Origin of the sequence: Bacillus sp. LLTC93 (assembly GCF_002993125.1) — a bacterium.
In the GTDB taxonomy this organism is placed as follows: Bacteria; Bacillota; Bacilli; order Bacillales; family Bacillaceae; genus Bacillus; species Bacillus zhangzhouensis.
This window is the reverse complement of record NZ_PVME01000001.1, coordinates 191,875-218,140: the sequence shown is the minus strand read 5'-3', so window position 1 is coordinate 218,140 and position 26,266 is coordinate 191,875. Positions and strand designations below refer to the sequence as shown.

Annotated in this window: 24 protein-coding genes; 17 read left to right on the top strand and 7 right to left on the bottom strand. The window is 42.0% G+C overall.

The window, feature by feature from the left end:
• Nucleotides 1-150 precede the first annotated feature (150 nt).
• The 3 genes from mmgD to prpB are packed head-to-tail and all read left to right on the top strand — an operon-like array spanning nt 151 to nt 3,666.
• A complete protein-coding gene (gene mmgD / locus C6W18_RS01080; protein WP_034319264.1) occupies nt 151-1,293 on the top strand; it encodes a citrate synthase in 1,143 nt (380 codons plus the stop codon).
• 2 nt (nt 1,294-1,295) lie between these two features.
• On the top strand, nt 1,296-2,732 hold the full coding sequence (locus tag C6W18_RS01075; protein ID WP_105925462.1) for a bifunctional 2-methylcitrate dehydratase/aconitate hydratase: 1,437 nt from the start codon (nt 1,296-1,298) through the stop codon (nt 2,730-2,732).
• A 16-nt stretch (nt 2,733-2,748) separates the two neighbouring features.
• Entirely contained in the window at nt 2,749-3,666 is a 918-nt protein-coding gene (gene prpB, locus C6W18_RS01070) for a methylisocitrate lyase (protein ID WP_105925460.1), read from the top strand.
• 38 nt (nt 3,667-3,704) lie between these two features.
• On the opposite strand, the gene C6W18_RS01065 is transcribed toward prpB, so the two are convergent.
• Nucleotides 3,705-4,367: a lysozyme family protein gene (locus C6W18_RS01065; RefSeq protein ID WP_034319273.1), complete on the bottom strand. Its 663-nt coding sequence runs from the start codon at nt 4,365-4,367 to the stop codon at nt 3,705-3,707.
• Nucleotides 4,368-4,464: 97 nt separating this feature from the next.
• Nucleotides 4,465-5,790, bottom strand: coding sequence for an APC family permease (locus C6W18_RS01060; protein ID WP_105925458.1), 1,326 nt, complete (start codon nt 5,788-5,790; stop codon nt 4,465-4,467).
• A gap of 187 nt (nt 5,791-5,977) precedes the next feature.
• Between C6W18_RS01060 and czrA the strand changes: the two genes are divergently transcribed.
• A complete protein-coding gene (czrA, locus tag C6W18_RS01055) occupies nt 5,978-6,307 on the top strand; it encodes a Zn(II)-responsive metalloregulatory transcriptional repressor CzrA (RefSeq protein ID WP_007500691.1) in 330 nt (109 codons plus the stop codon).
• Nucleotides 6,308-6,341: 34 nt separating this feature from the next.
• Here czrA and C6W18_RS01050 read toward each other — a convergent pair whose 3' ends face one another.
• Nucleotides 6,342-6,866 carry a CcdC protein domain-containing protein gene (locus tag C6W18_RS01050; RefSeq protein WP_034319278.1) on the bottom strand — a complete coding sequence of 175 codons (525 nt, stop codon included), beginning with the start codon at nt 6,864-6,866 and terminating at the stop codon, nt 6,342-6,344.
• A gap of 118 nt (nt 6,867-6,984) precedes the next feature.
• Between C6W18_RS01050 and C6W18_RS01045 the strand changes: the two genes are divergently transcribed.
• The 7 genes from C6W18_RS01045 to C6W18_RS01015 all read left to right on the top strand — a co-directional run bounded on the left by C6W18_RS01045 (nt 6,985) and on the right by C6W18_RS01015 (nt 12,995).
• Nucleotides 6,985-7,917, top strand: a complete 933-nt coding sequence (locus C6W18_RS01045) for a helix-turn-helix transcriptional regulator (protein ID WP_105925456.1) — start codon at nt 6,985-6,987, stop codon at nt 7,915-7,917.
• Between the two features lie 53 nt (nt 7,918-7,970).
• Nucleotides 7,971-8,444 carry a GyrI-like domain-containing protein gene (locus C6W18_RS01040; protein WP_105925454.1) on the top strand — a complete coding sequence of 158 codons (474 nt, stop codon included), beginning with the start codon at nt 7,971-7,973 and terminating at the stop codon, nt 8,442-8,444.
• Between the two features lie 37 nt (nt 8,445-8,481).
• On the top strand, nt 8,482-9,201 hold the full coding sequence (locus C6W18_RS01035) for an MBL fold metallo-hydrolase (RefSeq protein ID WP_105925452.1): 720 nt from the start codon (nt 8,482-8,484) through the stop codon (nt 9,199-9,201).
• Nucleotides 9,202-9,204: 3 nt separating this feature from the next.
• On the top strand, nt 9,205-9,777 hold the full coding sequence (locus C6W18_RS01030) for a TetR/AcrR family transcriptional regulator (protein WP_105925450.1): 573 nt from the start codon (nt 9,205-9,207) through the stop codon (nt 9,775-9,777).
• 153 nt (nt 9,778-9,930) lie between these two features.
• Complete coding sequence (locus C6W18_RS01025; RefSeq protein ID WP_105925448.1) at nt 9,931-10,812, top strand: hypothetical protein; 882 nt, start codon at nt 9,931-9,933, stop codon at nt 10,810-10,812.
• Entirely contained in the window at nt 10,775-11,380 is a 606-nt protein-coding gene (locus C6W18_RS01020; RefSeq protein WP_105925446.1) for a DUF4166 domain-containing protein, read from the top strand. The genes C6W18_RS01025 and C6W18_RS01020 overlap by 38 nt, the downstream gene beginning before the upstream one ends.
• On the top strand, nt 11,373-12,995 hold the full coding sequence (locus C6W18_RS01015) for a YndJ family protein (protein WP_105925445.1): 1,623 nt from the start codon (nt 11,373-11,375) through the stop codon (nt 12,993-12,995). The genes C6W18_RS01020 and C6W18_RS01015 overlap by 8 nt, the downstream gene beginning before the upstream one ends.
• Here C6W18_RS01015 and C6W18_RS01010 read toward each other — a convergent pair.
• Complete coding sequence (locus C6W18_RS01010) at nt 12,992-13,471, bottom strand: site-2 protease family protein (RefSeq protein ID WP_034319300.1); 480 nt, start codon at nt 13,469-13,471, stop codon at nt 12,992-12,994. The two genes, C6W18_RS01015 and C6W18_RS01010, sit on opposite strands and share 4 nt — an antisense overlap.
• Nucleotides 13,472-13,739: 268 nt before the next feature.
• Between C6W18_RS01010 and csaA the strand changes: the two genes are divergently transcribed.
• From csaA to C6W18_RS00995, 3 genes are all read left to right on the top strand, one after another.
• The gene (gene csaA / locus C6W18_RS01005; RefSeq protein WP_034319302.1) at nt 13,740-14,072 is read left to right on the top strand and encodes a chaperone CsaA; all 333 of its coding nucleotides are present in this window, start codon (nt 13,740-13,742) and stop codon (nt 14,070-14,072) included.
• A 534-nt stretch (nt 14,073-14,606) separates the two neighbouring features.
• Nucleotides 14,607-15,998 (top strand): MFS transporter, encoded by a 1,392-nt coding sequence (locus C6W18_RS01000; RefSeq protein ID WP_034319305.1) that lies wholly within the window; start codon nt 14,607-14,609, stop codon nt 15,996-15,998.
• Nucleotides 15,999-16,024: 26 nt separating this feature from the next.
• Nucleotides 16,025-17,632, top strand: coding sequence for a glycoside hydrolase family 43 protein (locus C6W18_RS00995; protein WP_105925443.1), 1,608 nt, complete (start codon nt 16,025-16,027; stop codon nt 17,630-17,632).
• Between the two features lie 46 nt (nt 17,633-17,678).
• On the opposite strand, the gene xylR is transcribed toward C6W18_RS00995, so the two are convergent.
• A complete protein-coding gene (xylR, locus tag C6W18_RS00990; protein ID WP_105925441.1) occupies nt 17,679-18,839 on the bottom strand; it encodes a transcriptional repressor XylR in 1,161 nt (386 codons plus the stop codon).
• Between the two features lie 212 nt (nt 18,840-19,051).
• Here xylR and xylA point away from each other — a divergent pair, with 212 nt between their 5' ends.
• From xylA to C6W18_RS00975, 3 genes are all read left to right on the top strand, one after another.
• Nucleotides 19,052-20,389, top strand: coding sequence for a xylose isomerase (gene xylA, locus C6W18_RS00985; RefSeq protein WP_105925439.1), 1,338 nt, complete (start codon nt 19,052-19,054; stop codon nt 20,387-20,389).
• 35 nt (nt 20,390-20,424) lie between these two features.
• The gene (xylB, locus tag C6W18_RS00980; protein ID WP_105925437.1) at nt 20,425-21,924 is read left to right on the top strand and encodes a xylulokinase; all 1,500 of its coding nucleotides are present in this window, start codon (nt 20,425-20,427) and stop codon (nt 21,922-21,924) included.
• An 89-nt stretch (nt 21,925-22,013) separates the two neighbouring features.
• Complete coding sequence (locus C6W18_RS00975) at nt 22,014-22,700, top strand: glycoside hydrolase family 11 protein (protein ID WP_105925435.1); 687 nt, start codon at nt 22,014-22,016, stop codon at nt 22,698-22,700.
• Between the two features lie 51 nt (nt 22,701-22,751).
• Here the strand turns inward: C6W18_RS00975 and C6W18_RS00970 are convergent, their stop codons facing one another.
• Both C6W18_RS00970 and C6W18_RS00965 read right to left on the bottom strand, forming a co-directional pair.
• Nucleotides 22,752-24,794, bottom strand: a complete 2,043-nt coding sequence (locus C6W18_RS00970; RefSeq protein WP_105925433.1) for a molybdopterin oxidoreductase family protein — start codon at nt 24,792-24,794, stop codon at nt 22,752-22,754.
• A gap of 130 nt (nt 24,795-24,924) precedes the next feature.
• Nucleotides 24,925-26,121 carry a cytochrome P450 gene (locus tag C6W18_RS00965; protein ID WP_105925431.1) on the bottom strand — a complete coding sequence of 399 codons (1,197 nt, stop codon included), beginning with the start codon at nt 26,119-26,121 and terminating at the stop codon, nt 24,925-24,927.
• Between the last annotated feature and the right edge of the window lie 145 nt (nt 26,122-26,266).

Here is a 26,266-nt window from a genome sequence, read left to right as displayed (position 1 = left end):
TACGTTCTTTTATTTACAAGATGAAGTGCTTTGGATAAAATGGGAATTGGGTATCCGACTTGCACGGTATCTTCCCATCTATAGATTCACATCATTTCTGGCCGTTTGCTCGTTTGGAGATCAACAATTGAACGAAACGGGGGTTATATGATGACTGAACAATTGCAGTATAAACCGGGGCTTGAAGACATTGTGGCAAGCGAAACGTCCATATCATACTTAGATGTGGAGCAAGAAGAAATTGTGATTCGCGGGTATGACCTCATTGAGCTAGCACAAAGCAAGACATATCTAGAAACAGCCTATCTGCTTATTTATGGAAAATTACCAGATACGATGGAATATCACCAATTTCAGCAAGACATTTCCTCTCAAACCAACTTACATCCAACCATTCAAACCATTTTAACCAAGCTACCAAAAGCCACTCATCCGATGGATGCGATGAGAACATGTTTATCTGCTCTTGCAGGATATGATGAAGCATTACATGATCGATCAGAAGCATGCCAGCTAAGGCGTGCAGTTCGATTATTAGGCCAGCTGCCGGCCATTGTTGCTGGAAGCTATCACATTCTCACAAAAGACGCCGCTATTTCCTCAGATCAGACCAAATCCTACACCGAAAACTTTTTAGCCATGCTAACAGGACGCACCCCGACAGAAGATGAAATCACTGCTTTTGACCAAACACTCACATTATATAGTGAACATGAGCTACCGAATTCAACGTTTGCGGCGAGAGTCATTGCATCTACACATTCTGACATGTATGGTGCTTTTACTGGAGCCATTTCTTCATTAAAAGGTGACTTGCACGGAGGAGCGAATGAAGCTGTCATGCATATGCTTCTTGAAGGAAAAACAACGGAAGGATTCCTTGCGCTCATTGAACGAAAATTAGCCGCAAAAGAAAAAATGATGGGCTTTGGCCACAGAGTATACATGAGAAAAATGGACCCGCGAGCCGCTCTTTTAAAGCAATCGTTGAAAACGCTTACGGAATCAAAGGGAGACACGACGCTATATGACATGTGTGTGGCAGGAGAGGCATACATGAAAGAGCAGAAAAACCTTTATCCGAATCTTGATTATTATGCCGCACCTATTTATTACGTGCTTGGAATTCCTATTTCACTTTATACACCCATTTTCTTTGCTGCAAGAGCAAGCGGGTTAGCTGCCCATGTCATTGAACAACATTTGCATAATCGTATTTTTAGACCGAGAGTACGGTATTTAGGGCCAAGAGGATTAAAAGTCTCAAATGATGATGGAAAAACGGGGGAATGAACATGAATAAAACAGCAGTAGTCAATCAAACAGATCAGCTATTAGAAGAAATCGCAGCCTATGCAGTGGACGGAGAAATTACGAGCAAAGAGGCAATTGAAACGGCACGGTATGTGCTCATGGACACGCTCGGCTGCGGAATGCTGGCGCTCAATTTTCCAGAATGCACGAAGCACCTCGGGCCGATTGTACCTGGAACAGTTGTGCCTAACGGAGCAAGAGTGCCTGGCACTTCGTTTGTGTTAGATCCAGTCCAAGCTGCTTTTGATATAGGGTGTATGATTCGCTGGTTAGATTATAATGACACGTGGCTTGCACAGGAGTGGGGACATCCGTCTGATAACCTAGGCGGGATATTAGCTGTAAGTGATTATATCAGCAGAACGCGGCTTGCAAACGGAGAAGAACCGCTCACGATGAATGACGTACTGCATGCGATTGTCAAGGCACACGAAATACAAGGTGTGCTTGCTTTAGAAAATTGTCTGAATCGAAATGGCTTGGATCATGTTTTATTTGTCAAGGTGGCAACAAGTGCGGTCGTTTGTGCGATGCTTGGCGGAACGAAGGAAGAAGTGCAGCATGTTTTATCGCAAGCCTTTGTTGACAACTCTCCGCTTAGAACGTACCGTCACGCCCCGAACACAGGATCAAGGAAATCGTGGGCAGCAGGAGATGCAACAAGCCGCGGGGTGAGACTGGCGATGATGACACTGAAAGGGGAAATCGGCTATCAAACGCCGCTCAGTGCAGAGAAGTGGGGGTTTGAAGATGTTCTAATGAAAGGAAAACCACTCACACTTGCTCAGCCGCTCGGATCTTATGTCATAGAAAATGTGCTTTTCAAAATTGCTTATCCTGCTGAATTTCATGCGCAGACTGCTGCAGAGGCTGCTGTGATGCTGCACGACGCTGTGAAAAATCGATTAGATGAGATCGACCGGGTGGAAATTACGACACATGAGTCAGCGATTCGAATTATTGACAAGAAAGGGCCGCTATACAATCCGGCAGACCGTGATCATTGCTTGCAATATATTACCGCCATTGGGTTGATCTATGGTGAGGTGACAGCTGATCATTATGAAGAAGAAACTGCGCAAAATCCGGTCATTGATCGTTTGCGTGATCAAATGGTTGTGAAGGAAGATAAACGTTATACAGCTGACTATTTAGATCCGAAAAAGAGATCGATTGCAAACTGTGTTCAAATTTTCTTTAAAGACGGGACGATGACAGACCGAATCGAAATTGAATATCCGCTAGGTCATCGCAGAAGAAGACAGGAAGGCATTCCGCTGCTTGAAAAGAAATGGGTCTATCATTTGAAGACAAAATTTCCACAAAAACAAGTCGATCAAATTGTGTCACTTTGCGAAAATCCAAATCAATTAAAAACAACGACAGTACCAGCATTTATGGACTTATTCGTGATATAAGGAAGGGGGAACTAGCGTGTGGATCGTGAATGATGAAACGAGTCAAGCTGATTTAGCCGCAGCCTTTAAAGAGCAAATGAACAGATCAGCTCTATTTCAAATCCCAGGTGTTCACGATGGGATGTCTGCGCTCTATGCGAAAAAAACGGGCTTTCAAGGGCTCTATTTATCAGGTGCAGCCTTTTGCGCGAGCAAAGGACTTCCTGATCTCGGCATGATCCATTCAACAGAAATGGCTGAAAAAGCGAAGGAAATCATTCGAGCTTCCCAACTGCCTCTTTTGGTGGATCTGGACACTGGCTATGGCGGAGTATTAAATGCAGCAAGGGCAGCAAAAGAAATGGTTGAGAGCAAGGTAGCGGCTGTTCAAATCGAAGATCAGCAAATGCCGAAAAAATGCGGGCATTTAAATGGGAAGTCACTTGTTCCAGTAGAAGAGATGATCGCGAAAATCAAAGCCATCAAACAAGCGGCACCATCGCTTTTGGTCATTGCGAGAACCGATGCAAAGTCCGTAAATGGGATGGAGGATGTCATCCGCCGGGCCAATCTCTATGTCGAAGCAGGAGCGGATGCAATTTTTCCTGAAGCGCTCATCACAGCAGAAGACTTCACGCATGCTTCAAACCATATTCAAGGGCCGCTCCTTGCAAACATGACGGAGTTTGGCAAGACGCCTTATTATCATGCAGATGAATTTTCGATGTTTGGATTTCAAATGGTCATATACCCTGTGTCATCACTCAGAGTCGCTGCAAAAGCGTATGAGCGTTTATTTACAGAAATCATGGAGAAGGGCACGCAGCAAGGAATGCTGAAGGACATGCAAACGAGAAAAGAGCTGTATGAAACGATTCATTATGATGACTATGAGGAAATGGATCAACATTTAGCAAAAACGATTCTGCCGGAAATCGGTAAGGAACATTCATAAAAAAATGAAAAGCACTTCCTTAAAGGAAGTGCTTTTTTTTACGATGATGGTGTGGATGATGAAGCCAATTTCATCTTTTCTTCAACTGTTTTCGTTTTTTCTTTTACTTTTTCAGCATAAGTGAAATCACCGTAGCAATAAGGATAGCGGAAGTTATCTTTGTTGCCCCCACACGTATAAACTTCGGGGTTTCGTTTCACTTGCTTTTTGGAGTATTGCTTTGCCAATTTCTCGGAATGTTTTCCCCCGTTTTTTGCAACAAAATCAATATAGCCGATTCCCATGTTATAGCTTTGAATAATGGTTTCCAAATCAACGCCTTTTTTCTTCCCATGCTTGTACATGGTCGAAAAATGATGGACTCCTTGTCTAATGCTTTTCTGAGGGTCATTGATTTCATTTCGTTTCAAACCAAGAGATTCAGAGGATTGCATTGGATCTCCACCTCTGCCTTTTGATTCTTGATACATCATACCGAGGATTAACGCGGTATATTGATCTAAATCTTGATCTCTTAACTCAGTTTCTACAAGCGGTTTGTAATCATCCAATCTCGACAAAACAATTGATTCCGTATCAATTGGCAGCTTTTTTAACTCCTTTTGATTAAAGGAAATGACAATGGCTGCTAATACGAAAACAAACAGAAAAATCGTGAAACAGCCTGAAATGGCAAAACATCCTGTTTTTTTCTTTTTCAAGGTCAGTTCACCCCTGTTTTGCCCCGCTTTTAAAAGGGAAGTACAGCCTTTTTATTATGCCACATCCTGCACCGGATACCAAGTGAAAACCTTATGATCAATCATACCCAAACGTAAATTCAGGTCTTGTTTTCAGCCTGTGGCAGAAATAAAGGAAACCGATAATGAGCCAGGCCATTCCAATGATTAATGCATTTGTATGAATGCTTGTTAACAGCCAAATACAAAAGGCCGTTCCGCAAAGAGGGATCATTGCATATCTCAATGTGTTCAGTACACCTCTTTGTTTATGTCTGACGAAATAGTACGCAAAAACAGACAAGTTCACAAAAGTGAATCCAATCAATGCGCCGAAGCTGATAAATGAATAAATGACTTCAAGCTCGCCAATAACTGCGGTTAAAGAGAAAACACCAATTAATAAAATATTAAAAACAGGGGTTTTCAATGTCGGATGAATATAACCGAAGAAACGCTTCGGTAACGATTGATCTCTTCCCATTGCATATAACAGCCTTGCTGCACTCGCGTGTGACGATAAGGAAGAAGAGATGACAGCGACCATCGTGCCAGCTAAAAAGAACGAGTGGAGAAATGCGCCACCCACAAATTCCGCAATTTCAAGTGAGGCCGCATCTGGATGCTTGAACTGCTGGAAATTTGGAAACACCTGCTGTAAAAAATATGAGGTGAGAGTAAACAGCGCGCCTCCAATGGTGACCGTTAAGAAAATCGCAAGAGGGATTGTCTTTTTCGGCTTAATGGTTTCCTCAGACAAGGTCGAAATCGCATCAAACCCTAGAAAAGAAAAACATAAAATGGTCGCCCCTGAAAAAATAAGAGCCGGGTCTAAGCTCGCTGAATAAAAAGGACGGGCTGAGAATAATTCTCCGCTGCCTGCGTTTTGCGTGAGTCCATAAATAATAAACCCAACAAAGGTGGCGGCGACAATGACCTGAAAGGTAACAAATAGTGCCGTAATGTTGGCTGTAAGCCGAATACCGATTACATTGACAGTCGTTATGGCGATAGCAAGTATGATGATCCAAATGTAATGAGGTACATCAGGAAAGGCTGCGGTTAAATAAGCACTTCCGATTGCAAAATTCACCATAGGCAAAAATAAATAATCAAGCAAAAGCGTCCAGCCCACTAGGAAGCCGACGTGAGGATGAATACTTTTTTGCGCATATGTATAAGCAGATCCTGCTTTTGGAAAAGCCTTCACCATATTCCCATAGCTAAGCGCTGTCAATAGTAATGCTAGTAAAGTAAATATATAAGCTGCAGCTACGTGTCCTTTCGTCAGCTGAGCAACAATGCCGTATGAATCAAATACGACAAGTGGATCCATATAAGCAAGCCCGATCACAACAAGTGGAAAGACAGTCAGGCTGCGTTTTAGTCTTGGCTCTTCAGTCAATTTGCCTATCATCTCCTCTAAAAAAATGAATAAATAATGCTCATTTTAAAAAGAATGCTACCAAGTGTCAATGCTATTTGAATAAATCTTTTTTCTAAAGGTGTGTAAGCTTTGCACACCGTACGATTTGGTATATGATGATACATAGAATAAGTCGTGATTTGACTGACAAGAAAGGTGAAGCGAAATGAAGGAAGAACTGAATACAAATCAAGAGCAGGAGCGGATGGAGCTGGACGAAGAAAGTCTATTTCTTGTCTCACAAACATTTAAAGCCTTATCGGACCCGACACGTATTCGTATCCTGCACCTGCTGTCTCAAGGTGAACACTCGGTAAATGATATCGCGGAAACACTGAATCTTATGCAATCAACCGTTTCTCATCAGCTGCGCTTTTTAAAAAACCTTCGTCTCGTGAAATCTAGACGAGCAGGGACCTCGATTTTCTACAGTCCTGAAGATCAGCATGTGATGGAAGTGCTTGAACAAATGATTCACCATGCACAGCATGATTGATAAAAAACCTTCCTACTTTCATATAGGAAGGTTTTTATGCATGATGAACATGAGTTGATCTTTTATTTGCTTTCATCATGTGATAAGAAAAAACAATATAGTAAGCAGCAAGCAGAAAAAAGCTGAGCATGGTCAAGGCATCGTCGCTCACTATATGCTGATACAATTCAATGACATCGATCTTCGTCATAGAGTGTTTTGTCAGCTCAACCAATTTAAAGGCAAATCTAGATAAAAACAAACATAAAATGAAGCTTTCAATCCATTTACTCGTTTTGACATAAAGCCGGCCATTTTCTTCTTTCTTGCGAATCGTCTGATAGGCGTGAACGGCCAGACTGCTACCGAAGATCATGCCTATGGCGGCATAGATGAAAATACTGTGATTTTGCCATCCTTCTGATAGGAGAATAAGGGCAGTGAAACCAAATACATACATTCTCATCAAAAGACTTACTGGGCGCACAAGCTGATAGCGTCTCATTCGATTCATTCGAATGATCATGCAGATCAAAATGATGATCCCAATCATGAACAACTGCCACACGTTATGTGTCATGATGCAACCTCCTCCTGCACGTGCAGGGATGTAAACGAATGCTGGCTGTTACTTATCTTTACCATTCTTTCTTTTTTTATCAAATCAAAACCTACATTTATGAAAAAGAGGAAAAGTCATGAAAATTGATCGCATTCTGTCTATTGTGATGCTGCTCATTAGCAAGAAGCAAGTTCAAGCGAAAGAGCTCGCTGAACTTCATGAAGTGAGCGTGAGGACCATTTATCGTGATATTGATACCATCAATCAAGCTGGGATTCCTGTTGTGACAACGCAAGGAGCAGGCGGAGGCATTTCACTTGTTGACGACTATCGTTTAGAGAAAAAATTATTCACCGATGATGACATCGAGCTCATTTTAACAGCCCTTGAAAGCATGACGAGTGCATACAGCTTTAAAGAAAGTGAGCATGTACTGAAAAAAATCAAATCTCTGATTCCGTCTCAAACAGATGAAAACGAAAAGCAGCACCATATCTTCATTGATTTAAGCTCCTGGGGAAAAGACAGCCAGGCAGAGAAGAAGCTCCAGCTGATTCATACAGCTGCCTCAGAGCACCAATATATTCAGTTTACCTATCGCAATGCGAAAGGAGAAACACTTCCTCGGAAAGTGGAGCCTTATACGCTCGTCTTAAAAGGAAGGCATTGGTATTTGTATGCGTTTTGTTGTGTGAAAAAAGCCTTTCGTCTGTTCAAACTCACAAGAATGACAGACCTCATCACGATTTCAGGATTTTTCCAACCGAAAAGGATCAAAAACGAAGAGAAGCCTTGGAATGACTCTTGGCACGAAGAACCTTCAGTCAGCACACTGATGCTAAGGCTAACTGAAGCATCAGTTGGCAGAGTGAAGGAGTGGGTGGATGAGAACGAATTAATCGTCTGTTCAGACGGAACCTATCTTGCAACAATCAGCCTGCCTCAAGATGATTGGTTATATAGTTTCCTATTCCATTTAGGACCAGATGTCGACATTATCTCCCCGCAGCATGTTCAGAAAGCATTTGATCTCCAGTTGAAACAATTTCTCAAAAGAAAAGGAACTTGACACAGTGTTGTCAGGTTTCTTTTTATATGATGAAAAAAAGGAGATGAGAATGTATGTACGATATCGTGACATTAGAGAAATATTTGATCAAAGGCTTGTCTGTTCGAACAACGAACGAAATGGAGCTGACAAAAGAGCGAAAGATTGCACCTCTTTGGCAGCAATTTTTTGCGCAGCAGCTTCATGGAGGGCAAGCCCCAGTCATAGGGCTGTATTCAGATTATGAAACAGATGAAAATGGCTCTTATTTATTCACAGCTGGACACTTTGTGGATCAGCATCTAGAACATGTAAAAGAAATTCCCCCGTCCACGTACGCAAGATTTCGAACGAGAAAGGGACCGATTGAAGAAGTTGTGCTTGAAACATGGCAGCAGATTTGGAATTGGGATCAGCGCTATTTTCGCACATATACAGGGGATTTTGAATGGTACGATGAAAGGTCTATTGATCCAAAAGAAGCGCAAATCGATATTTATATTGCGGTCGATGAAAAAATAGTTGCTAAAACTAATACCATTAGTTAATATAAAACTAACGATATTAGTTTTAGGAGGACACATGATGAGATTGACAACTTTTGATCGCCTTCACCAGCTCACATTGATGCCGCGTCTATTTCCGGTAAATTGCTATGTATTTGAGGAAGAGAATGGATTGATATTAATTGATGCTGCTTTAAAAATGGCAGCAAGCTCGATCATTGAATTTGCGCACAAAAAAGACAAGCCAATCAACAAGATTATTCTCACTCATAGTCATATGGATCATATCGGTGCACTAGATGAAGTGAAAAAGGCTTTTCCAGAGGCAGTCGTTTATTTATCAAAACGCGATGCCCTCCTTTTTGAAGGTGATTTTTCCTTGCTTCCTGGTGAACCTCAGCAAAAAATTAAAGGCAGTTTTTCAAAAGACATTCACACAAAACCAGATGTGCTTGTCGAAGAAGGGGACGAGATTGGGCCACTTAAAGTTATCGCAACACCAGGACATACACCTGGAAGCATTTCTTTATACGATGAAAGGTCAGGGGTTGTCATTGCAGGAGATGCACTTGTGACAAAAGGCGGTTTATTCGTAACGGGTGAGTTTCGCTTAACCTTCCCGTTCCCGGCTTTTGCCACTTGGGATGCAGAAACAGCACTCAAAAGTGCCGAAAAATTGCTGGCACTTCCCTTATCCTGTCTTGCAGTAGGACATGGTGATCTTATCATGAAACCTCATGCAAAGCTTCAAGCTGCCATTACAAAAAGGCAGCATCAGTTAAAGAAAGGGAGGCAGTAAATCGTGTCTCCAAGAATGGGTATCACGCAAGAGAAAATCATGGATACAGCCTCTGAATTTGTTGATGAAGAGGGCTTTTCCGCTTTGACAATTGCTACATTGTCTAAGCGGCTGAACATCAGGCCACCCTCCCTTTATAATCATGTATCCGGTCTTCATGAGATTCAGGCGGCTCTCTCAGTTAGAGGGCTGTCAATGCTTTGTGAAAAAGGAATTCAGGTAACGGAAGGGCTAGAAAAAGAAGCCGCTGTTTTAGCCTTTGCAAGACAATATGTTCAATTTGTCCGTGAACATCCAGGTCTTTATGAAGCCGCCTTTTCACAGATGAATGAAAAAGAAGTGAGTGTTGCTGCAGAGCGCCTTACTGAGTTTGTCCAATCCATCATGTCACGATTTGGTGTAAAAGAAGATGAAATGACGCATGTAGTAAGAGGACTCAGAAGCTTACTGCACGGCTTTGGAGACATTACAAATAAAAAGGGATTTCAACGAAAAGAACAGCTTGAAGATAGTGTGAGCTATGCGGTCCGTCTTTATATCGCCGGCGTACAGCAAAAAGAAGATCTGTCTCATTGACAGGTCTTTTTTTATATAGTGAACGGATATCATGAAGGGGATGGCAATGTGGAGACCAAATTCTTTTGACAGAAAACCAATAAAGATTTGACAGTTTTGTGAAACATGGTATGCTTATTATGTGAAATAATTCACATAGGGGAGTAGAGGCAGATGAAAAGAAAGCCTGTTTATGTGGAAACAACCATTCATGCACCTATAGAGAAAGTATGGGAATATACGCAAAATCCAAAGCTTCATGAACAGTGGGATTTGCGATTTTCAACCATTTCATTAAATGAAACTAGAGATGAACAGCCTCAAACTTTCTTGTATGAAAAACATCTTGGATTCGGTATAAGTGTGACAGGGACAGGAGCGTATCGAACAAGAGTGATGGATGAGCGTGATAAAAGAGCGTCCTCGCTCAAATTCAAATCGTCACATCCTTTATCTTTCATTAAAGAAGGTGGCGGCTATTGGAAGTACATGAAAACGAACGATCACATTGTGTTTCAAACTCAATTTGATTATGAAACGAAAGAAGGAAAAGGGTGGAAATGGGCAAATCGATTCTTTTTTCGGCCGATGATAGGCTTTATGACAGCCTTTAGTTTTGGGGCATTAAAGACGTGGCTTGAAAAGGGAACACATCCCCGTTTGCTGCTAGAGAGAACACTTGCTCATTACGGGATTTGTTTGCTGTTTGCTATCGTCTGGTTATTCCAAGCGATCATTCCTTTTTCACATTCTGCTTTTGATCATAGCACCGGGTTTCGTTTCTTTTATGCCCTTTTAGGCGTATTATGGCTGATTCCTAAGCTACCAAAGATATATCTCTTCATTTTGCAAAGCATTTTTCTGCTTATGATGCTTTGTATAGGAATCCTATCCCCAGAAACGACCCTTCATGAGCCGCTTGTGGTGAGTGCATTTTTCATTTTGTCGATTGCAGGAATGATTAATTTAAAAGATTGTGTAGATGTGTTTTCGATCAAACGAAAAAGGGGAGGTAGACATGGTCGTTCATCATCACCAAGTAAAGGATTACGATAAGCTGCATCCGAAATTAAAAGAGCGGTACAACCGCGCGTTTACTGCCGAAGGGATCATGGATGAAATAGGCGGCGGGACGAAGCTCATCCGATTTTTATTCAGAATAGGTCCATTGTTTCGCTGTTTTTTCCCTGAGAGAGGGAAAAACATTCCCTTTCGAATTGTGAACGAACCCTTTATGACAAGCAAGGGAGAGGAAGGCATGCACTGGTTTCGTACGTTCTATTTCCCTGAGAAGGAAAGACATTTTGATGCAGATATGATCATTGATCAGAAGAGTCATAAAGTACTAGACTACTTTGGAAAACCAAGACTTCTGATGTCGGAGCTTCATTTTACAGTAACGGAAAATGGATGTCTGCACATTCATTCCGGTAAGCAAAAGTTTTTGATGTTACGACGGGAGTGGCCGCTGCCTTCGTGGCTTTATGGTGTGTCAGATGTAACGGAAAGCTACGACGAACATGCAGGTGAGTATACAATTGATGTGCATGTGAAAAATCGCCTTTTTGGAACTCTTTTTACTTATAAAGGCCGGTTTACTGAAAGTGTGTCTCATGATGAATAAATGGCATTTGACGTCTAGCATGATCTTTATGTCTTGTTTTCTCGCCACCCGTATGTTGACAGGTCCGATCGCAGAATTCTTTGTTCTTCTTGCGATTTTATTTTTTCTTCCCGCTGTATTACACTTTTTCGATCAGGAAGGAAAGAAGCGGCAGCAGGGGCTTATCGGCTTTATAATGAAAGCCTTTCCATTAGCTGCTCTCTGTGCTACCGGCGCATTCATCTATCATTCCGCTTGGCTTGCATTGGGATGGTTTTTTTATACCATCATTCTGGCGTTATTTGGCTTCACTCGTTTGCTGAAAAGAGGAACCTTTCCACTGCATGAGCTGATGATAGATGGTGCATTTATGTATATCGCTTTAGGTGGGATTTGGTTTTGGCTGTACACGGCAGATATACAAGTGATGACATTTTCGCCGTTTATTGTTCTTTTGACCGCTATTCATTTTCATTACTCCGCTTTTTTTATCCCGATTTTTTATGGGTTATTAGGGAGGCAGCGGAAAACAGAGACGATGTTATACAAAGTGGGTGGCTGGGTGATTTTGCTGTCACCTGTGATGATTGCTGTTGGGATTAGTTTTTCTCGTCTGTTTGATACGTTCAGCGTCATTCTTTATGTGATTGCACTTCACGTGTATGGAATCCTTTGTATGAAAACAGGATTTCGTTCAACTGTGGCAAAAGGGCTGGTTGTGTTTTCTAGCTGTATGTTAATGGGGACCATCGTGTTATCTCTTCTTTATTCTGCTGGCATGCTCATGCGTGTGACCTACATAAGCATTGATCAAATGATTTGGTTCCATGGTAGTATCAACGCATGTTTTGTTATTTTACCAGGTCTGATTGGATGGCTGATCGAAAAGCCGGCTGATCAATTGAACAAGAAGGGATTTCCGATTTCGAGGGTACACGGTCGTTTTCAGTTGATGTCTTTTCAAAATGAAAGAATGCATGATAGCGAGAAGATAGGTTTAGTAGATTCGCTTGCAGAATTAAATGGAAAGACGTTTTCAGCTGAAAGGGTGTCACCTATTATTCGTAGGTTTTATGAGAACCCCATGCAATTTACGTTAAAAACAGCGGTCTGTTTTCATTGGTGGGTGAGGCCTTTTATCTTTTTACTTCAACCAGTTTTTAAAAAAATAGGTCAGCTATATTTGGGGTCATCTCGTATTCCGTATGAAATGCTGGGAAGCCTTTGCAGATTTCAACACCCTAAGGAAGAAAGAGAGAATGTGCGTGCGTGGATTCGTCACAACGAGAAAGGTGAGCAAGTCTTTTTTGCACTTTATGCTCATCATCATGATGCAGATGCGGGTTATATGAATATTGCTTTGCCGCTTCCGTATTCACAGCTTACCGCCATTTTAAAACCTTTTAATGAGCAGGAAGACTTTCTATTAAAAAGCAAATGTCCAAAAGGCAGTACCGGTGACGAAGGATTGTATTTGCATACGCCTTTTATCACCATGAAACTGCCAATGGAAGAGAGCTTTCATATGAAACCGGAGACAGAAGAAAGTCTCACAGCGGTTCATCAAATGAAGCTATTCGGTATTCCTTTTTTAACGATTCAGTATCATATTGACAGCGAGAGTCATCTATTTTAGTCAATGATGTCACATGGTTCACCGTGCCGAATGATGTTCACAATCGCTTGCCCGTCACTCGGATGATGATCTGCATACTGCACTGGCAGCAGCGCAAAAAATACATAGTAGACTGAGAAGTAAGCAAATTGATAGAAAAATTGATGTTCTGGCAGGAAATCATTGGCGATCATAGTATTCAATATGAGAACACTGAGCAGGTTGCATAATGATCCGCCTAAGTAGACAAGAATGTGCGACAAACGGTTATTTTTTCTCATTTCTTCATAATGGCAAAACGCATCTAGAAAATAGATTCGTCTAATTTCAACTACACCTATTTTCAGCACTTTTTTGCCTCTGCCAAGAGCAAAAGAAACCTTTGCCCCAAACATCCATGCGACCACAATATGGCCTAACTGATGCAGGATGGCAACGATAGGAAGAATGACGAAAAACGACCAGCAAAACGTCCACATATCTGATAATGTAAACAAGTGTTAACCCTCCCTGAAATATTCGAGAGGAAGCAGTAGGATTATTTGCCATTTTACAGAATTCATTTTCAAGATGCAAACATTTAATAGACTACAATAAATTTATTATGTAAACTGGTGAGTGATTTTGGCGCTTACTCGGCTTTGTGAACCCGTTTTTTGATAAATTGAATGTGCTACAATGTAGGAATCAACGAGAGACCAGAGGTCATCTAGCAGAAGAGGAATTGTGTGCTTGTACCTTTAAATGAAGAGGAGAGAGATTCATATGGCAGATATTGAACAGTTTGTGGCGTTAGATATTCGTGTTGGGACAATATTAGAAGCAGAATTTTTTGCAGAAGCCAGAGTACCTGCATTGAAACTAAAGATTGATTTTGGTGACGAAATTGGTCTAAAGCAATCTAGTGCACAGCTGACAAAACGTTATACCGCTGAGAATCTTATCGGCAAACAAATCGTGGCAGTCGTCAATTTCCCGCCAAGAAGAATCGCAGGGTTCAAATCAGAAGTGCTTGTCTTAGGAGGCATGCCGTCAAAAGAAGACGTTGTCTTGCTTGCCACAGATGAGCCGGTTGAAAATGGGACAAAAATAGGATAAGAAAAAAGACATCTTCAACAGAAGATGTCTTTTGCGTATTGAGGCGGAATAACCACACGCCACATTCGTGTGTGTCTCAAAGAGACGTGTTACCCGACTTACACAATTCAGCTCATCGCTTGATTAATATAGCATGGGATGAGTTAAATTGCAATGATTAAATGATTCCTTTCTTATTTTATCGCCATTTTAGAAGATATTGATCCTCATATGAAAGAAAAAATAACAAGATATCAATTATTTGGATTATTTTTTCGAAATATATTGAAAAGTCAGATCAGATTTTATAAAATGAATTCATCTTAGTTTGTTTAGGCAATAAACTAAGATGGTGATTACCTGTTTATCCGTTCACTAAAGGGGATGATTCCATCATTCAAATGATTGACTGCGTATGTGGGCTAAGCTGAAGGATTGAGAGATTCAGCTTCATTTTTGCAACGAATTGAAAGCGCTTTATATTTATGTAATGATTGCTGCTGCCCTGCATCATCTGATCGTTAGAAGAGGCTAAGTGAAGAAGGGAGAACGCTCATGGTTAGTGAGAATTTAAAGAAGATTCGTATGTCTGAAAAAGTGGGATATGCTTCAGGAGATTTCGCATGTAATTTAATTTATGCAACTGTCTCTACGTATCTATTATTTTTTTATACAGATGTATATGGTTTATCAGCGGCAGCAGCAGGGACGATGTTTTTGGTTGTTCGCGCCATCGATGCGCTGGCAGATCCATTTATTGGTGCGATGGTTGATCGAACGAACAGCCGTTTTGGCCGGTTTAGACCTTACTTGTTATTCGGTGCGTTTCCCTTTGTGGTACTCGCAATCCTTTGCTTTACAACACCTGACTTTTCCGCTATGGGCAAACTCATTTATGCCTACATCACGTATGTCGGTTTATCACTTACATACACGTTCATCAACGTTCCTTATGGGGCTTTAACATCCGCAATGACAAGAAATAACCAAGAGGTTGTCAGCATTACGTCTGTTCGTATGGTTTTTGCAAATCTCGGCGGTTTGGTTGTTGCTTTTTTTGTTCCTTTTCTTGCGACTTATTTAGGTGATACAACAGGAAATACAGCACTTGGCTGGCAGATGACGATGGCATTTCTCGGCGTTCTTGGCGGCGCATTGCTTATTTTCTGTTTTAAAAGCACGAATGAACGTGTCACGCTTCAAAAGCCAGAGGAAAAGATTAAGTTCACCGATATCTTTGTCCAGTTACGAGTGAATCGTCCGCTTGTTGTGTTAAGTATTTTCTTTATCATTATTTTTGGCGTGAATTCAATCAGCAACTCGGTAGGAATCTATTATGTGACATATAACCTTGGCAGAGAAGATTTAGTGAAGTGGTACGGACTCATTGGCAGCCTACCAGCTTTAATGGTGCTGCCGTTTATTCCGCGGCTACACAAGCTGTTAGGAAAGAAAAAACTGCTGAATTATTCATTATTGCTGAATATCGCAGGTCTTCTTGCTCTACTTGTGATACCACCGAGTCAAATTGTTCTGATCCTTATTTTCAGACTCGTCGCTGCTGCTGGGAGTATTACAGCAGGTGCTTACATGTGGGCGCTCATTCCTGAAACTGTTGAATATGGCGAATATAAAACAGGGAAAAGGATGGGCGGGCTCATCTACGCAGTGATTGGATTCTTCTTTAAATTTGGCATGGCATTAGGCGGAATCGTTCCAGGGCTTGTACTCGATCGATTTGGCTATGTAGCGAACCAAATACAAACACCAGAAGCATTACTTGGCATTTTAATCACCACAACGGTTATTCCTGTATGTTTACTTATTTTAGCGATGATTGATATTAATTTTTATAACCTGGATGAAGAAAAACATCAAAAAGTCGTGAGGGAGCTAGAGAATAGAGATCAGGTGTATGTGGATCATATCGATGATTTCAAAATGTAGTGTCATCTTAAAGAGGAGGGAGTTCAATGAAGATTACCAATCCAGTGCTAAAAGGGTTTAACCCGGACCCGAGTATTTGCCGTGTAGGAGACGATTATTACATTGCGGTCTCTACATTTGAATGGTTTCCGGGGGTTCAAATTTATCATTCGAAGGATCTCGTCCATTGGCGGCTCGTTGCGCGCCCTTTGCAAAAAACGACGCAACTAGACATGAAAGGAAATCCCGATTCTGGCGGGGTATGGGCACCGTGCTTAAGCTATGCGGATGGCCAGTTTTGGCTCATCTATTCAGATATCAAAGTAGTGGATGGTCCGTTTAAGGATGGTCATAATTATTTGGTCACAGCAAGCGAAGTCGATGGCGAGTGGAGCGAACCGATTCGACTCAATAGCTCTGGATTTGATCCGTCTTTATTCCATGATCAAAGCGGGAAGAAATACGTATTAAATATGCTGTGGGATCATAGAGAAAAGCATCATTCCTTTGCAGGCATTGCCTTGCAGGAATACAGTGTGTCTGAAAAGAAACTGATCGGTCAGCGGAAGGTCATTTTTAAAGGCACGTCTATTAAACTGACGGAAGCCCCGCATCTTTATCACATCGGTGATTACTATTATTTATTAACGGCAGAAGGGGGCACTCGGTACGAGCATGCGGCCACGATTGCCCGGTCCTCACATATTGAAGGACCTTATGAGGTGCATCCTGATAACCCGATTTTAAGTGCTTTCCATGTGCCTAGCCATCCGCTTCAAAAATGCGGGCATGCCTCAATTGTTCAAACGCATACAAATGAATGGTACTTGGCTCATCTCACGGGCCGTCCGATTCGATCAAGTAAGGAATCTATTTTTCAACAAAGAGGTTGGTGTCCTTTAGGAAGAGAGACAGCGATTCAAAAGCTCGAATGGAAAGATGGTTGGCCTTATGTTGTAGGAGGGAAAGAAGGAGCACTGGAGGTTGAAGCGCCAGCAATAAGCGAAAAGGTCTTCTCTCCAACGCACCATACAGTCGATGAATTTAAAGAATCGGTGTTAAATAGACATTTCCAAACATTAAGAATCCCTTTTACGAATCAAATTGGTTCATTGACGGAGAACCCTCGTCATTTAAGGCTATACGGTCAGGAGTCTCTGACGTCTAAATTTACCCAAGCGTTTGTTGCAAGGCGCTGGCAAAGTTTTTATTTTGAAGCTGAGACAGCTGTTTCATTCTTTCCAGCAAATTTTCAGCAAGCTGCTGGTCTTGTGAATTATTATAATACGGAAAACTGGACAGCCCTTCAGGTGACATACGATGAGGAACTTGGTCGTATCCTTGAATTATCTGTCTGTCAAAACCTTACCTTTTCTCAGCCGTTGACAAATAAAATCGTCATTCCAGACGAGGTCAGATATGTGTATTTAAAAGTGACCGTTCGGAAAGACACGTACAAATATTCTTATTCTTTTGATCAGCAAGAGTGGGAGGAGATTGATGTGCCGTTTGAATCCAGCCATTTATCTGATGATTTCATTCGCGGAGGGGGATTTTTTACAGGGGCATTTGTCGGCATGCAGTGCCAAGATACAAGCGGCGAGCGTTTGCCTGCTGATTTCAACTATTTTCGCTATGAAGAAACAGGTAAATAAAAAAAGACAACGCTCTAAAAGCTGTCTTTTTTTATCAGTTAGCGGTTCATTGTGAAAGGGTAGCATCATGCAGGAAAGCTTCAGTCACAAGAGATGTCATTCCTAACGCTGGTGCGTTGTGTCCTAATGACGAAGGGAGTAGCTCAACACGTGAGCTGAATTGTGCATTCATTCTTGAAGATACTTCGTCTTGAATGACACTCAGAACCGTTGGCTGTGATTCAATGACCCTGTTTCTTAAAACAACAGCTTGTGGGTTAAAGGTATGCAGGACGTTCGTGAGACCCACGCCAAGGTAAAAACCAAAGTTGCGCAAGGCATTGAGCGTTTTCATATCATTTAACTTCGCCAGCTGTTCAATGTCTGGATAGGATACGTGCTGGTCCTTTGTTTGAAGTGACTGAAACAATGCTTTCTCAGATGCATACAGCTCCCAGCATCCACGGTTTCCACAGCTGCATGTTGGTCCATTAAAGTCGATCGTCATATGTCCCATCTCACCAGAAAATCCGTATGCGCCTCTGTATAAATGATGATTGATAATGATACCGATTCCAATTCCAGTGCCGATACTTGCATAGATAAGATGTTCATAGTGTTTAGCGGCACCAAAGATTTTTTCGCCATATGCACCGGCATTTGCTTCGTTTTCAATGAAGACCGGTACTTGGAAGGTATCTTGGAGTGTTGTTTTCAGGTCAACATTTTTCCATTTTGAATGAGGTGTAAACACGATTTGTTCATCTGCATCCACTAACCCAGGTATACAAAGGCCAATGCCAATAAGCCCGTATGGAGAAGAAGGGATTTGTGAGATCAACTGCTGAATCAATTCAATTAATATGCGTGTGGTCACATCAGGTGAACTGGATGGGAGCTTGAGCTGCTCTTCAAGAAGAATAGACCCTTCAAGGTCTGTTAAAATGCCATTGACATAATCAACACCAACATCAATGCCTATCGAGTAGCCAGCATGTTTATTAAACATGAGTAAAACAGGTCTTCTCCCGCCGCTAGATTCACCTTGACCGAGTTCATAGACGAGATGTTCTTTCATTAACGTACTCACTTGAGAAGAAACAGTCGATTTATTTAAACCAGTGCGTTCAGATAATTTCGCTCTAGAGATTGGCGCATGTTGGAGGATTTCTTTTAGTAATAGCTTTTGATTTATTTTTTTCACAAAGTTCTGATCAGCGATATCCACATTATCCACTCCATTTGTTTCGTCTTTAGATTAAGTTGAAAAAAGGTTCTTTTTTAAGAATGTATTTCATGAGAAGAATGATTTTAACTTTATTATAACGAAAATATTTCTAAAAAACTAAAAAATATGGAAAATTCAAAGAGATTTGATGACAGATTGATCATTAGTTTGTTGAATCAACTTACAAAGTGAATTCATAGGAGGAATCAAGTATGGTCAAATCAAATATGAAATCCTTACACAGCTTAGAGGGAATCGGCAAAATTCAATATGAAGGAAAACAATCAAAAAACCCACTTGCTTTTAAATATTATAATCCGAACGAAATGATTGGCGGAAAAACAATGAAAGACCACCTGCGTTTCTCAGTCGCTTATTGGCACACATTGACTGCTGATGGAACAGATATGTTTGGAACGGGCACCATGCAAAGAGCTTGGGATTCCTATAGTGGAATGGATTTGGCGAAAGCTAGATTAGAAGTGGCTTTTCAGCTTTTTGACCTATTGGATGTTCCATATTTTTCATTCCATGACCGTGATATTGCGCCTGAGGGAGACACGCTTCAAGAGACGAACCAACAGTTAGACATCATTTTAGAAAGAATGAAAGATTACATGCAGCAAAGCGGGGTGAAGCTGCTGTGGAACACTGCCAACATGTTCAAGCATCCCCGGTTTGTACACGGCGCTGCAACATCTTGTCATGCAGATGTATTTGCCTATGCGGCCGCGCAAGTCAAGAAAGGAATTGAAACAGCAAAAGACCTCGGCGCAGAAAATTACGTTTTCTGGGGAGGACGAGAAGGTTACGACACACTGCTAAATACAGATATGAAAAGAGAGCTTGACCACATGGCGACTTTTTTGCACATGGCTGTTGATTATGCAAAAGAAATTGGGTACACCGGTCAATTTTTAATTGAGCCAAAGCCAAAGGAGCCGACAACCCACCAATACGACTCAGATGCAGCGACATCTATCGCCTTTTTAAAGCAATACGGATTAGATTCACATTTTAAATTAAATATCGAGGCCAATCATGCGACACTAGCTGGTCATACATTTGAGCACGAATTACGTGTAGCAAGAATTCATGGACTGCTCGGGTCTGTTGATGCGAACCAAGGAAATTCGCTTCTAGGCTGGGACACTGATGAATTTCCAACCGATTTATATGCCACAACACTGGCCATGTATGAAATCCTGCAAAATGACGGACTTGGAACTGGAGGACTCAATTTTGATGCAAAGGTCAGAAGAGCTTCCTTTGAACTTGAAGATATTTTGTATGCCCATATTGCGGGAATGGATGCGTTCGCAAAAGGGCTGCGGGTGGCTCATAGACTCATCGAAGATCGTGTGTTTGAAGATGTGATCAAGCACCGATACCGCAGCTTTTCTGAAGGAATTGGACGCGACATTTCAGAAGGAAAAGCAAACTTTCATACATTAGAAGAATATGCTTTGAAGCATCCTTTAATCAGAAACGAATCGGGAAGAGAGGAACAGTTGAAAGCACGATTGAATCAATACTTGTTAGAAAATTGATTGAATAGGCGGACCTGTTTTGAAGGAGTGAAAAGATGAAGTATGTGATGGGAATTGATCTTGGAACGAGCGGAGTCAAAGCGATATTAGTAGATGAGAATGGAAAGGTGTGCTGTGAAACCTCTAAACCTTACCGCCTCATTCAAGATAAACCTGGATATTGTGAGCAGCATCCTGAGGATTGGGTAGAGCAGACGATTGCCGCAATGAGAGAACTCATGGCGAGGCAGCCTGCTCATTCAAGGCAAGTAGAAGGCATCAGCTTTTCTGGACAGATGCATGGTTTGGTTTTATTAGATGAATCACACCAAGTGCTCCGCCCCGCAATCTTGTGGAATGATACAAGAACGACAGAGCAATGTACACGCATCACAAAAAAGCTAGGAGACCGGCTGCAAAAGATCACTAAAAACCAGGCGCTAGAAGGATTCACACTGCCAAAATTATTATGGGTGAAGGAACATGAACCAAATATTGATCAACAAATCGACTTGTTTTTACTCCCGAAAGATTACGTCAGATTTCGATTAACCGGCGCTATTCATATTGATTATTCCGATGCGGCTGGCACTTTACTGTTAGATATCGGAGAACAGACGTGGAGTGAGGAGATTTGTCAGGCATTTGATATTCCTTCTCATATTTGCCCGCCGCTTGTCTCATCAGAGGCGGAGGTCGGTACACTTTTGCCGCAAGTTGCACGGGAGACTGGGATCAAAGAAGGTGCAAAAGTCTTTGCAGGGGGAGCAGATAATGCATGCGGGGCAATCGGTGCAGGTATTTTGTCATCCGGTCACACGTTATGCAGCATTGGCACATCCGGTGTCATTCTCTCCTACGAAGAGGACTGTGAAAGAGAGCTGCAAGGAAACTTGCATTTGTTTCATCATGCAAAAAAAGACGCTTTTTATACGATGGGTGTCACTCTTTCAGCAGGATATAGCCTTGATTGGACAAAATCCTTATTGGCTCCAGAGGAATCGTTCCAAGCGCTTTTAGAGGGTGTGGCTGATGTAGCGCCCGGGGCGAATGGATTGCTTTTTACCCCTTATTTAGTTGGGGAAAGAACGCCTTATGCGGATTCAATCATTCGCGGGAGCTTGATTGGATTAGATAGCAGGCATGAAAGGACGCATATGGTTAGAGCTGTGCTAGAGGGGATCACCTTTTCGTTAAATGAATCAATTGCTTTATTTAGGCAGGCAGGAAAAAGAATCGATTCTATTGTGTCCATTGGCGGCGGGGCGAGAAGTCAAACATGGCTTCACATGCAAGCAGACATTTTTCAGGCGGAGGTCATCCAGTTAGAAAATGAACAAGGGCCTGCTTTAGGTGCAGCCATGCTTGCGGCGGTTGGCTGTGGATGGTATCCATCACTTGAAGCATGTGCTGATCAGTTTATCCATCAAGCGGCCGTATATGAGCCAAATCAGCAGCGTGTTGATGTCTATGCCCATCTATTTCGTTTGTATCAAAGCATTTATACAAAAACAAGAGACATACATGTCGATTTAAAGCAGTATCGTTCCATTTAGCAGAGAGTCGTTACATGAAAGGAGGTGATGGGCTCGTTTCATCATAGGGATGACAGAACAATACTGATGAAAAAAGGGAGGAATAAAGAATGAATTTCAAAAGATTGAGGCTATTGTTTGTGATGTGCATTGGACTGACGCTTATACTGACTGCTGTACCAGCTCATGCAATGACGATTACCAACAATCAAATGGGTAACCATAGCGGCTACGATTATGAATTATGGAAGGATTATGGAAATACATCGATGACACTCAATAACGGCGGGGCATTTAGTGCAGGCTGGAACAATATCGGAAATGCCTTATTTCGGAAAGGAAAGAAGTTTGATTCCACTAAAACTCATCATCAACTTGGCAACATCTCCATCAATTACAACGCAAGCTTTAACCCAGGCGGGAATTCTTATTTATGTGTCTATGGCTGGACACAATCTCCACTAGCAGAATACTACATTGTTGATTCATGGGGCACGTATCGTCCAACAGGAGCACATAAAGGAACGTTTTATGCAGACGGGGGCACATATGACATTTATGAAACGACCCGCGTCAATCAGCCTTCCATTATCGGGATCGCGACCTTCAAGCAATATTGGAGTGTACGTCAAACAAAGCGTACAAGCGGAACGGTCTCCGTCAGTGCGCATTTTAATAAATGGGAAAGCTTAGGGATGCCAATGGGCAGAATGTATGAAACGGCATTTACTGTAGAAGGCTACCAAAGCAGCGGAAGTGCGAATGTGATGACCAACCAGTTGTTTATTGGGCGTTAAAAAAGATCATAAAGAAAAGCCAGCAGTCTCGTTGCTGGCTTTTTCCCCTTCCTATGATAATTTTTCAACCTCGACTCTTCCAGAAAAGAACGTGGCGCCGCCGCCCATATCTGCCAAACGATCAGGTGTTAACCCATTGACCAAATGCTTTTTGCCTTTTTGATCTGCCCATAATCCTTGACTGACCACAACACCAGATAACACATTGTGACCGACTGAAACGACAAGCTCACATTCTCCTCGGTCATTCAGCACACGCACCATGTCCCCATCCTCAATCTTTCTTTCCTTTGCATCCTTTTCATTCATGTGAAGCTTCGGAAATTTCTCAAGCTTTTGATGCTTTTCATGAAGTGAGAAGGTGGAATTAAGAAAATTATGGTTCGGCCCCGGTATAAAGGTAAGCGGATAATCACTTTCCTGATAAAGGGGTACATAGGTTGGTAGTGCTGGATATCCGTCTTGCTTCATTTGTTCAGAGTAAAACTCAATTTTCCCGCTTGGGGTAGGAAGCTTTAAGTCCTGGAAAGCTCCTCGTTTAGCTTTGATCCACTTTTTCTCTTTTAATGCTTCATATGAAATGTCTTCATAATGCGGGTTTTCCGGGTGATGAAGGGCTTGTTTCATGAGTTCCGCATCTGTTTCGTGGAAGGCTTCATCTTCAAAGCCCATGGCATGAGCCAAAAGGCGAAATACTTCAGTGTTGGATTTGCTTTCTCCATAGCGCTCAATGACTGGCTCTTGAATTTGAATATAATGATGCCAGTACGATGTATAGAAATCCTCGTTTTCAAAGGCGGATGTCGCCGGCAGGACAATGTCTGCATATGTGGCTGTCTCTGTAAGGAACAAGTCATGAACAACTGTAAATAAGTCCTCTCTCAGCAAACCTTCTCTGACTTTATTTGCTTCAGGTGTTACGACGGCTGGGTTGCAAGAGTAGACAAAGAGTGAATCTACGGAAGGCTTTGCATTCGTCAGCACACTACCTAGCTGATTCATATTAAATGTTCTAGGCGTGCGTTCCTTTAATAGATCCGGCCGCTGAAGAGCTGTTTCATTATAGCTGAGAAAAGAAGAGTTCGATTTCATCGCACCGCCGCCTTTGTGCAGCCATTGACCAGTCAGGGCAGGGAGGCAGGCGATGGTTCGTATACTCATTCCTCCATTATCATGATGCTGCAAACCATTGCCAATGCGAATCAGAGAGGGCGATGTTTCGGCATACATTCTCGCAAGTGTGATGATATCGTTTTTAGGGACACCCGTGATGTGCTCAACAGTTTCTGGATCATACTGCTTCACATGCTCGCGCAGCTCTTTATGGCCGACTGTGTAAGTCTCTAAAAATGAAGCATCTGTACGATCCTCTTCAAAAAGGACATGCATGATGCCAAGGGCAAGTGCACTGTCAGTGCCAGGTCGAAGCGGGATGAACCAATCAGCCATCCGGCCGGTTTGATTTTTGTGAACATCAATGACAACAATCTTTGCCCCTTGCTTTCGAGCTTTTTGTGCCAAGGTAATTTGGTGCATATTGGTCGACACAGCATTAATGCCCCAAAAGATAAATAGTTTCGTATGAATGGTGTCTTCTGGATCTGTCCCAATGCTTGCGCCCATTGTATATTTATAGCCAGTCGTTCCGGCTGACTGACAGATGGTTCGATCCAACTGACTTGAACCAAGGCGATAGAAAAAGCGTCGGTCCATTCCTTCTGCATTAAGATTGCCCATGTTTCCATAGAAGCTGTAAGGTAAAATACTTTCTGAACCTTTTTCTTCTATCAGCTTTGTCCATTTTTGCCGAATGGTTTCAATGGCTTCTTCCCACGTAATGGGCTCAAACTGACCATCTCCTTTTCGACCAATACGTTTTAAAGGAGTCGTCAATCGTTTTGCATCATATAAGCGGGCTGTGACATTCCGCACTTTGTTGCATATGTTTCCTTGTGTCACGGGATGGTCTGGATCTCCCTGAACTTTCACGATCTTTCCGTTTTCTTTATGTATTAAAAGACCGCACTGATCTGGGCAATCTAACGAACAAACTGATTTGAATATTCCGTCTTTCATTGCTGTATAATCGGTCATAAGTTTTTGGCTTCCTTTCTGCATTCCGTTATCGCTTTGTATGGACTATATTTTAGCATGTTCAGAGATGGAAGGTAAGGAAGAGATGATAAATTGAAGAAAATGAAAAAAAGCCCCTTAAAAGGGACTTTTAAAAACGAGTGACCTGTACTGGAAATTCTTTTACCCCAAAAACAAACGTGCTTTGAATCGGTTTTAGCTTATCTGCTGCACAGGTGATCTCCTGAAACGTATTCAGCAATATGTCAAGCGCAATATTGCTCTCAAGCCGGGCAAGTGGGGCCCCAAGACAAAAGTGAATACCAAAACCAAAGCTCATATGAGGATTTGATTTCCGGTCAAGGCGGAACGTATCAGGGTCTTCGAACTTCCGTTCATCACGATTCGCAGAAGCCACCCAGCTAATGAGGTAGTCTCCTTTTTCAATACGTGAGCCTGCGATCTCAACATCCTCTGCTGCAATTCGCCCAATTGCTTGAACAGGCGGATAATAGCGTAATGTTTCCTCTGTTAATTGAGGAATAAGAGAAGGATCTTGCCGCACTGATTCGGCGATATGTGGCTGCTCTGTAAGCAGTCGCACTGCATTTGTGATTAAATTGGTCGTTGTCTCATTACCTGCAACGAGTAATAGAATACAAAAGCCAAGCAGTTCATTTTCTGTTAAACGCTCACCATCGATTTCTGCTTGAATGAGAAGAGAAATCAAATCATCAGCAGGCGTTTCTTTTCGTTTTTGGATCAAATGAGCAAAATAAACGGACAGCTCTTCTTCTGCGCGTTTCTGCATCTCTACAACAGTCTGAATGGCTTCTTCTGAATCATCCTTAGCACCTGCCACAAGAGCATCAGAGTGTTTTTTAATCAGCTCTCTGTCCTTTACCTCTGCACCGAGTAGCTCAGCGATGATCATCACAGGCAGGGGAGCTGCTAGATCTTGAACCATATCAAATGTACGTTGATCCTTGACTTGTTTTAACAGATCATGTGTCAGGTCTTTGATCTTATCTTCTAATTGCTTGATCGCTTTTGGCGTGAATGCTTTATTCACGAGTGCTCTCATCTTTGTATGTTTTGGAGGGTCCATTGTTAAAATACTCGTTTTAGACGTGCTTCTTCCTCGCTGTGATGAGAACACTTTTGGCTGCCTAAGAACGGACTGGATATCAGCATATCGAAAGAGATCCCAGCACTTTCTTGTCTCATCGTATCTAATATCACCGTGCGCACGTAAATCATTGTAAATAGGGAACGGGAAAAGAAGGTCCTCAGTGGATCGGATTTCTTTCATTGGAATGACATTGACGTAGTTTTCTTTCACTTTCATTATGAACGCTCCTTTTTCGCATGATTTCCCTTTCACCGTATCACCACAAAAAGTTCATTTCAACGGACATGTTTTCTAAAATATGTCAATAGTCTAATCGAAATATTCAAGCACATTCATCGTATAGGAAAATAGAAAGTCACTA

Coding starts and splice junctions, on each gene's coding strand:
- mmgD (WP_034319264.1), top strand. CDS start 151: ATGACTGAACAATTGCAGTATAAACCGGGGCTTGAAGACATTGTGGCA.
- C6W18_RS01075 (WP_105925462.1), top strand. CDS start 1,296: ATGAATAAAACAGCAGTAGTCAATCAAACAGATCAGCTATTAGAAGAA.
- czrA (WP_007500691.1), top strand. CDS start 5,978: ATGAAGGAAGAACTGAATACAAATCAAGAGCAGGAGCGGATGGAGCTG.
- C6W18_RS01050 (WP_034319278.1), bottom strand. CDS start 6,866: ATGACACATAACGTGTGGCAGTTGTTCATGATTGGGATCATCATTTTG.
- C6W18_RS01045 (WP_105925456.1), top strand. CDS start 6,985: ATGAAAATTGATCGCATTCTGTCTATTGTGATGCTGCTCATTAGCAAG.
- C6W18_RS01040 (WP_105925454.1), top strand. CDS start 7,971: ATGTACGATATCGTGACATTAGAGAAATATTTGATCAAAGGCTTGTCT.
- C6W18_RS01035 (WP_105925452.1), top strand. CDS start 8,482: ATGAGATTGACAACTTTTGATCGCCTTCACCAGCTCACATTGATGCCG.
- C6W18_RS01025 (WP_105925448.1), top strand. CDS start 9,931: ATGAAAAGAAAGCCTGTTTATGTGGAAACAACCATTCATGCACCTATA.
- C6W18_RS01020 (WP_105925446.1), top strand. CDS start 10,775: ATGGTCGTTCATCATCACCAAGTAAAGGATTACGATAAGCTGCATCCG.
- C6W18_RS01015 (WP_105925445.1), top strand. CDS start 11,373: ATGAATAAATGGCATTTGACGTCTAGCATGATCTTTATGTCTTGTTTT.
- csaA (WP_034319302.1), top strand. CDS start 13,740: ATGGCAGATATTGAACAGTTTGTGGCGTTAGATATTCGTGTTGGGACA.
- C6W18_RS01000 (WP_034319305.1), top strand. CDS start 14,607: ATGGTTAGTGAGAATTTAAAGAAGATTCGTATGTCTGAAAAAGTGGGA.
- C6W18_RS00995 (WP_105925443.1), top strand. CDS start 16,025: ATGAAGATTACCAATCCAGTGCTAAAAGGGTTTAACCCGGACCCGAGT.
- xylA (WP_105925439.1), top strand. CDS start 19,052: ATGGTCAAATCAAATATGAAATCCTTACACAGCTTAGAGGGAATCGGC.
- xylB (WP_105925437.1), top strand. CDS start 20,425: ATGAAGTATGTGATGGGAATTGATCTTGGAACGAGCGGAGTCAAAGCG.
- C6W18_RS00975 (WP_105925435.1), top strand. CDS start 22,014: ATGAATTTCAAAAGATTGAGGCTATTGTTTGTGATGTGCATTGGACTG.
- C6W18_RS00970 (WP_105925433.1), bottom strand. CDS start 24,794: ATGACCGATTATACAGCAATGAAAGACGGAATATTCAAATCAGTTTGT.
- C6W18_RS00965 (WP_105925431.1), bottom strand. CDS start 26,121: ATGAAAGTGAAAGAAAACTACGTCAATGTCATTCCAATGAAAGAAATC.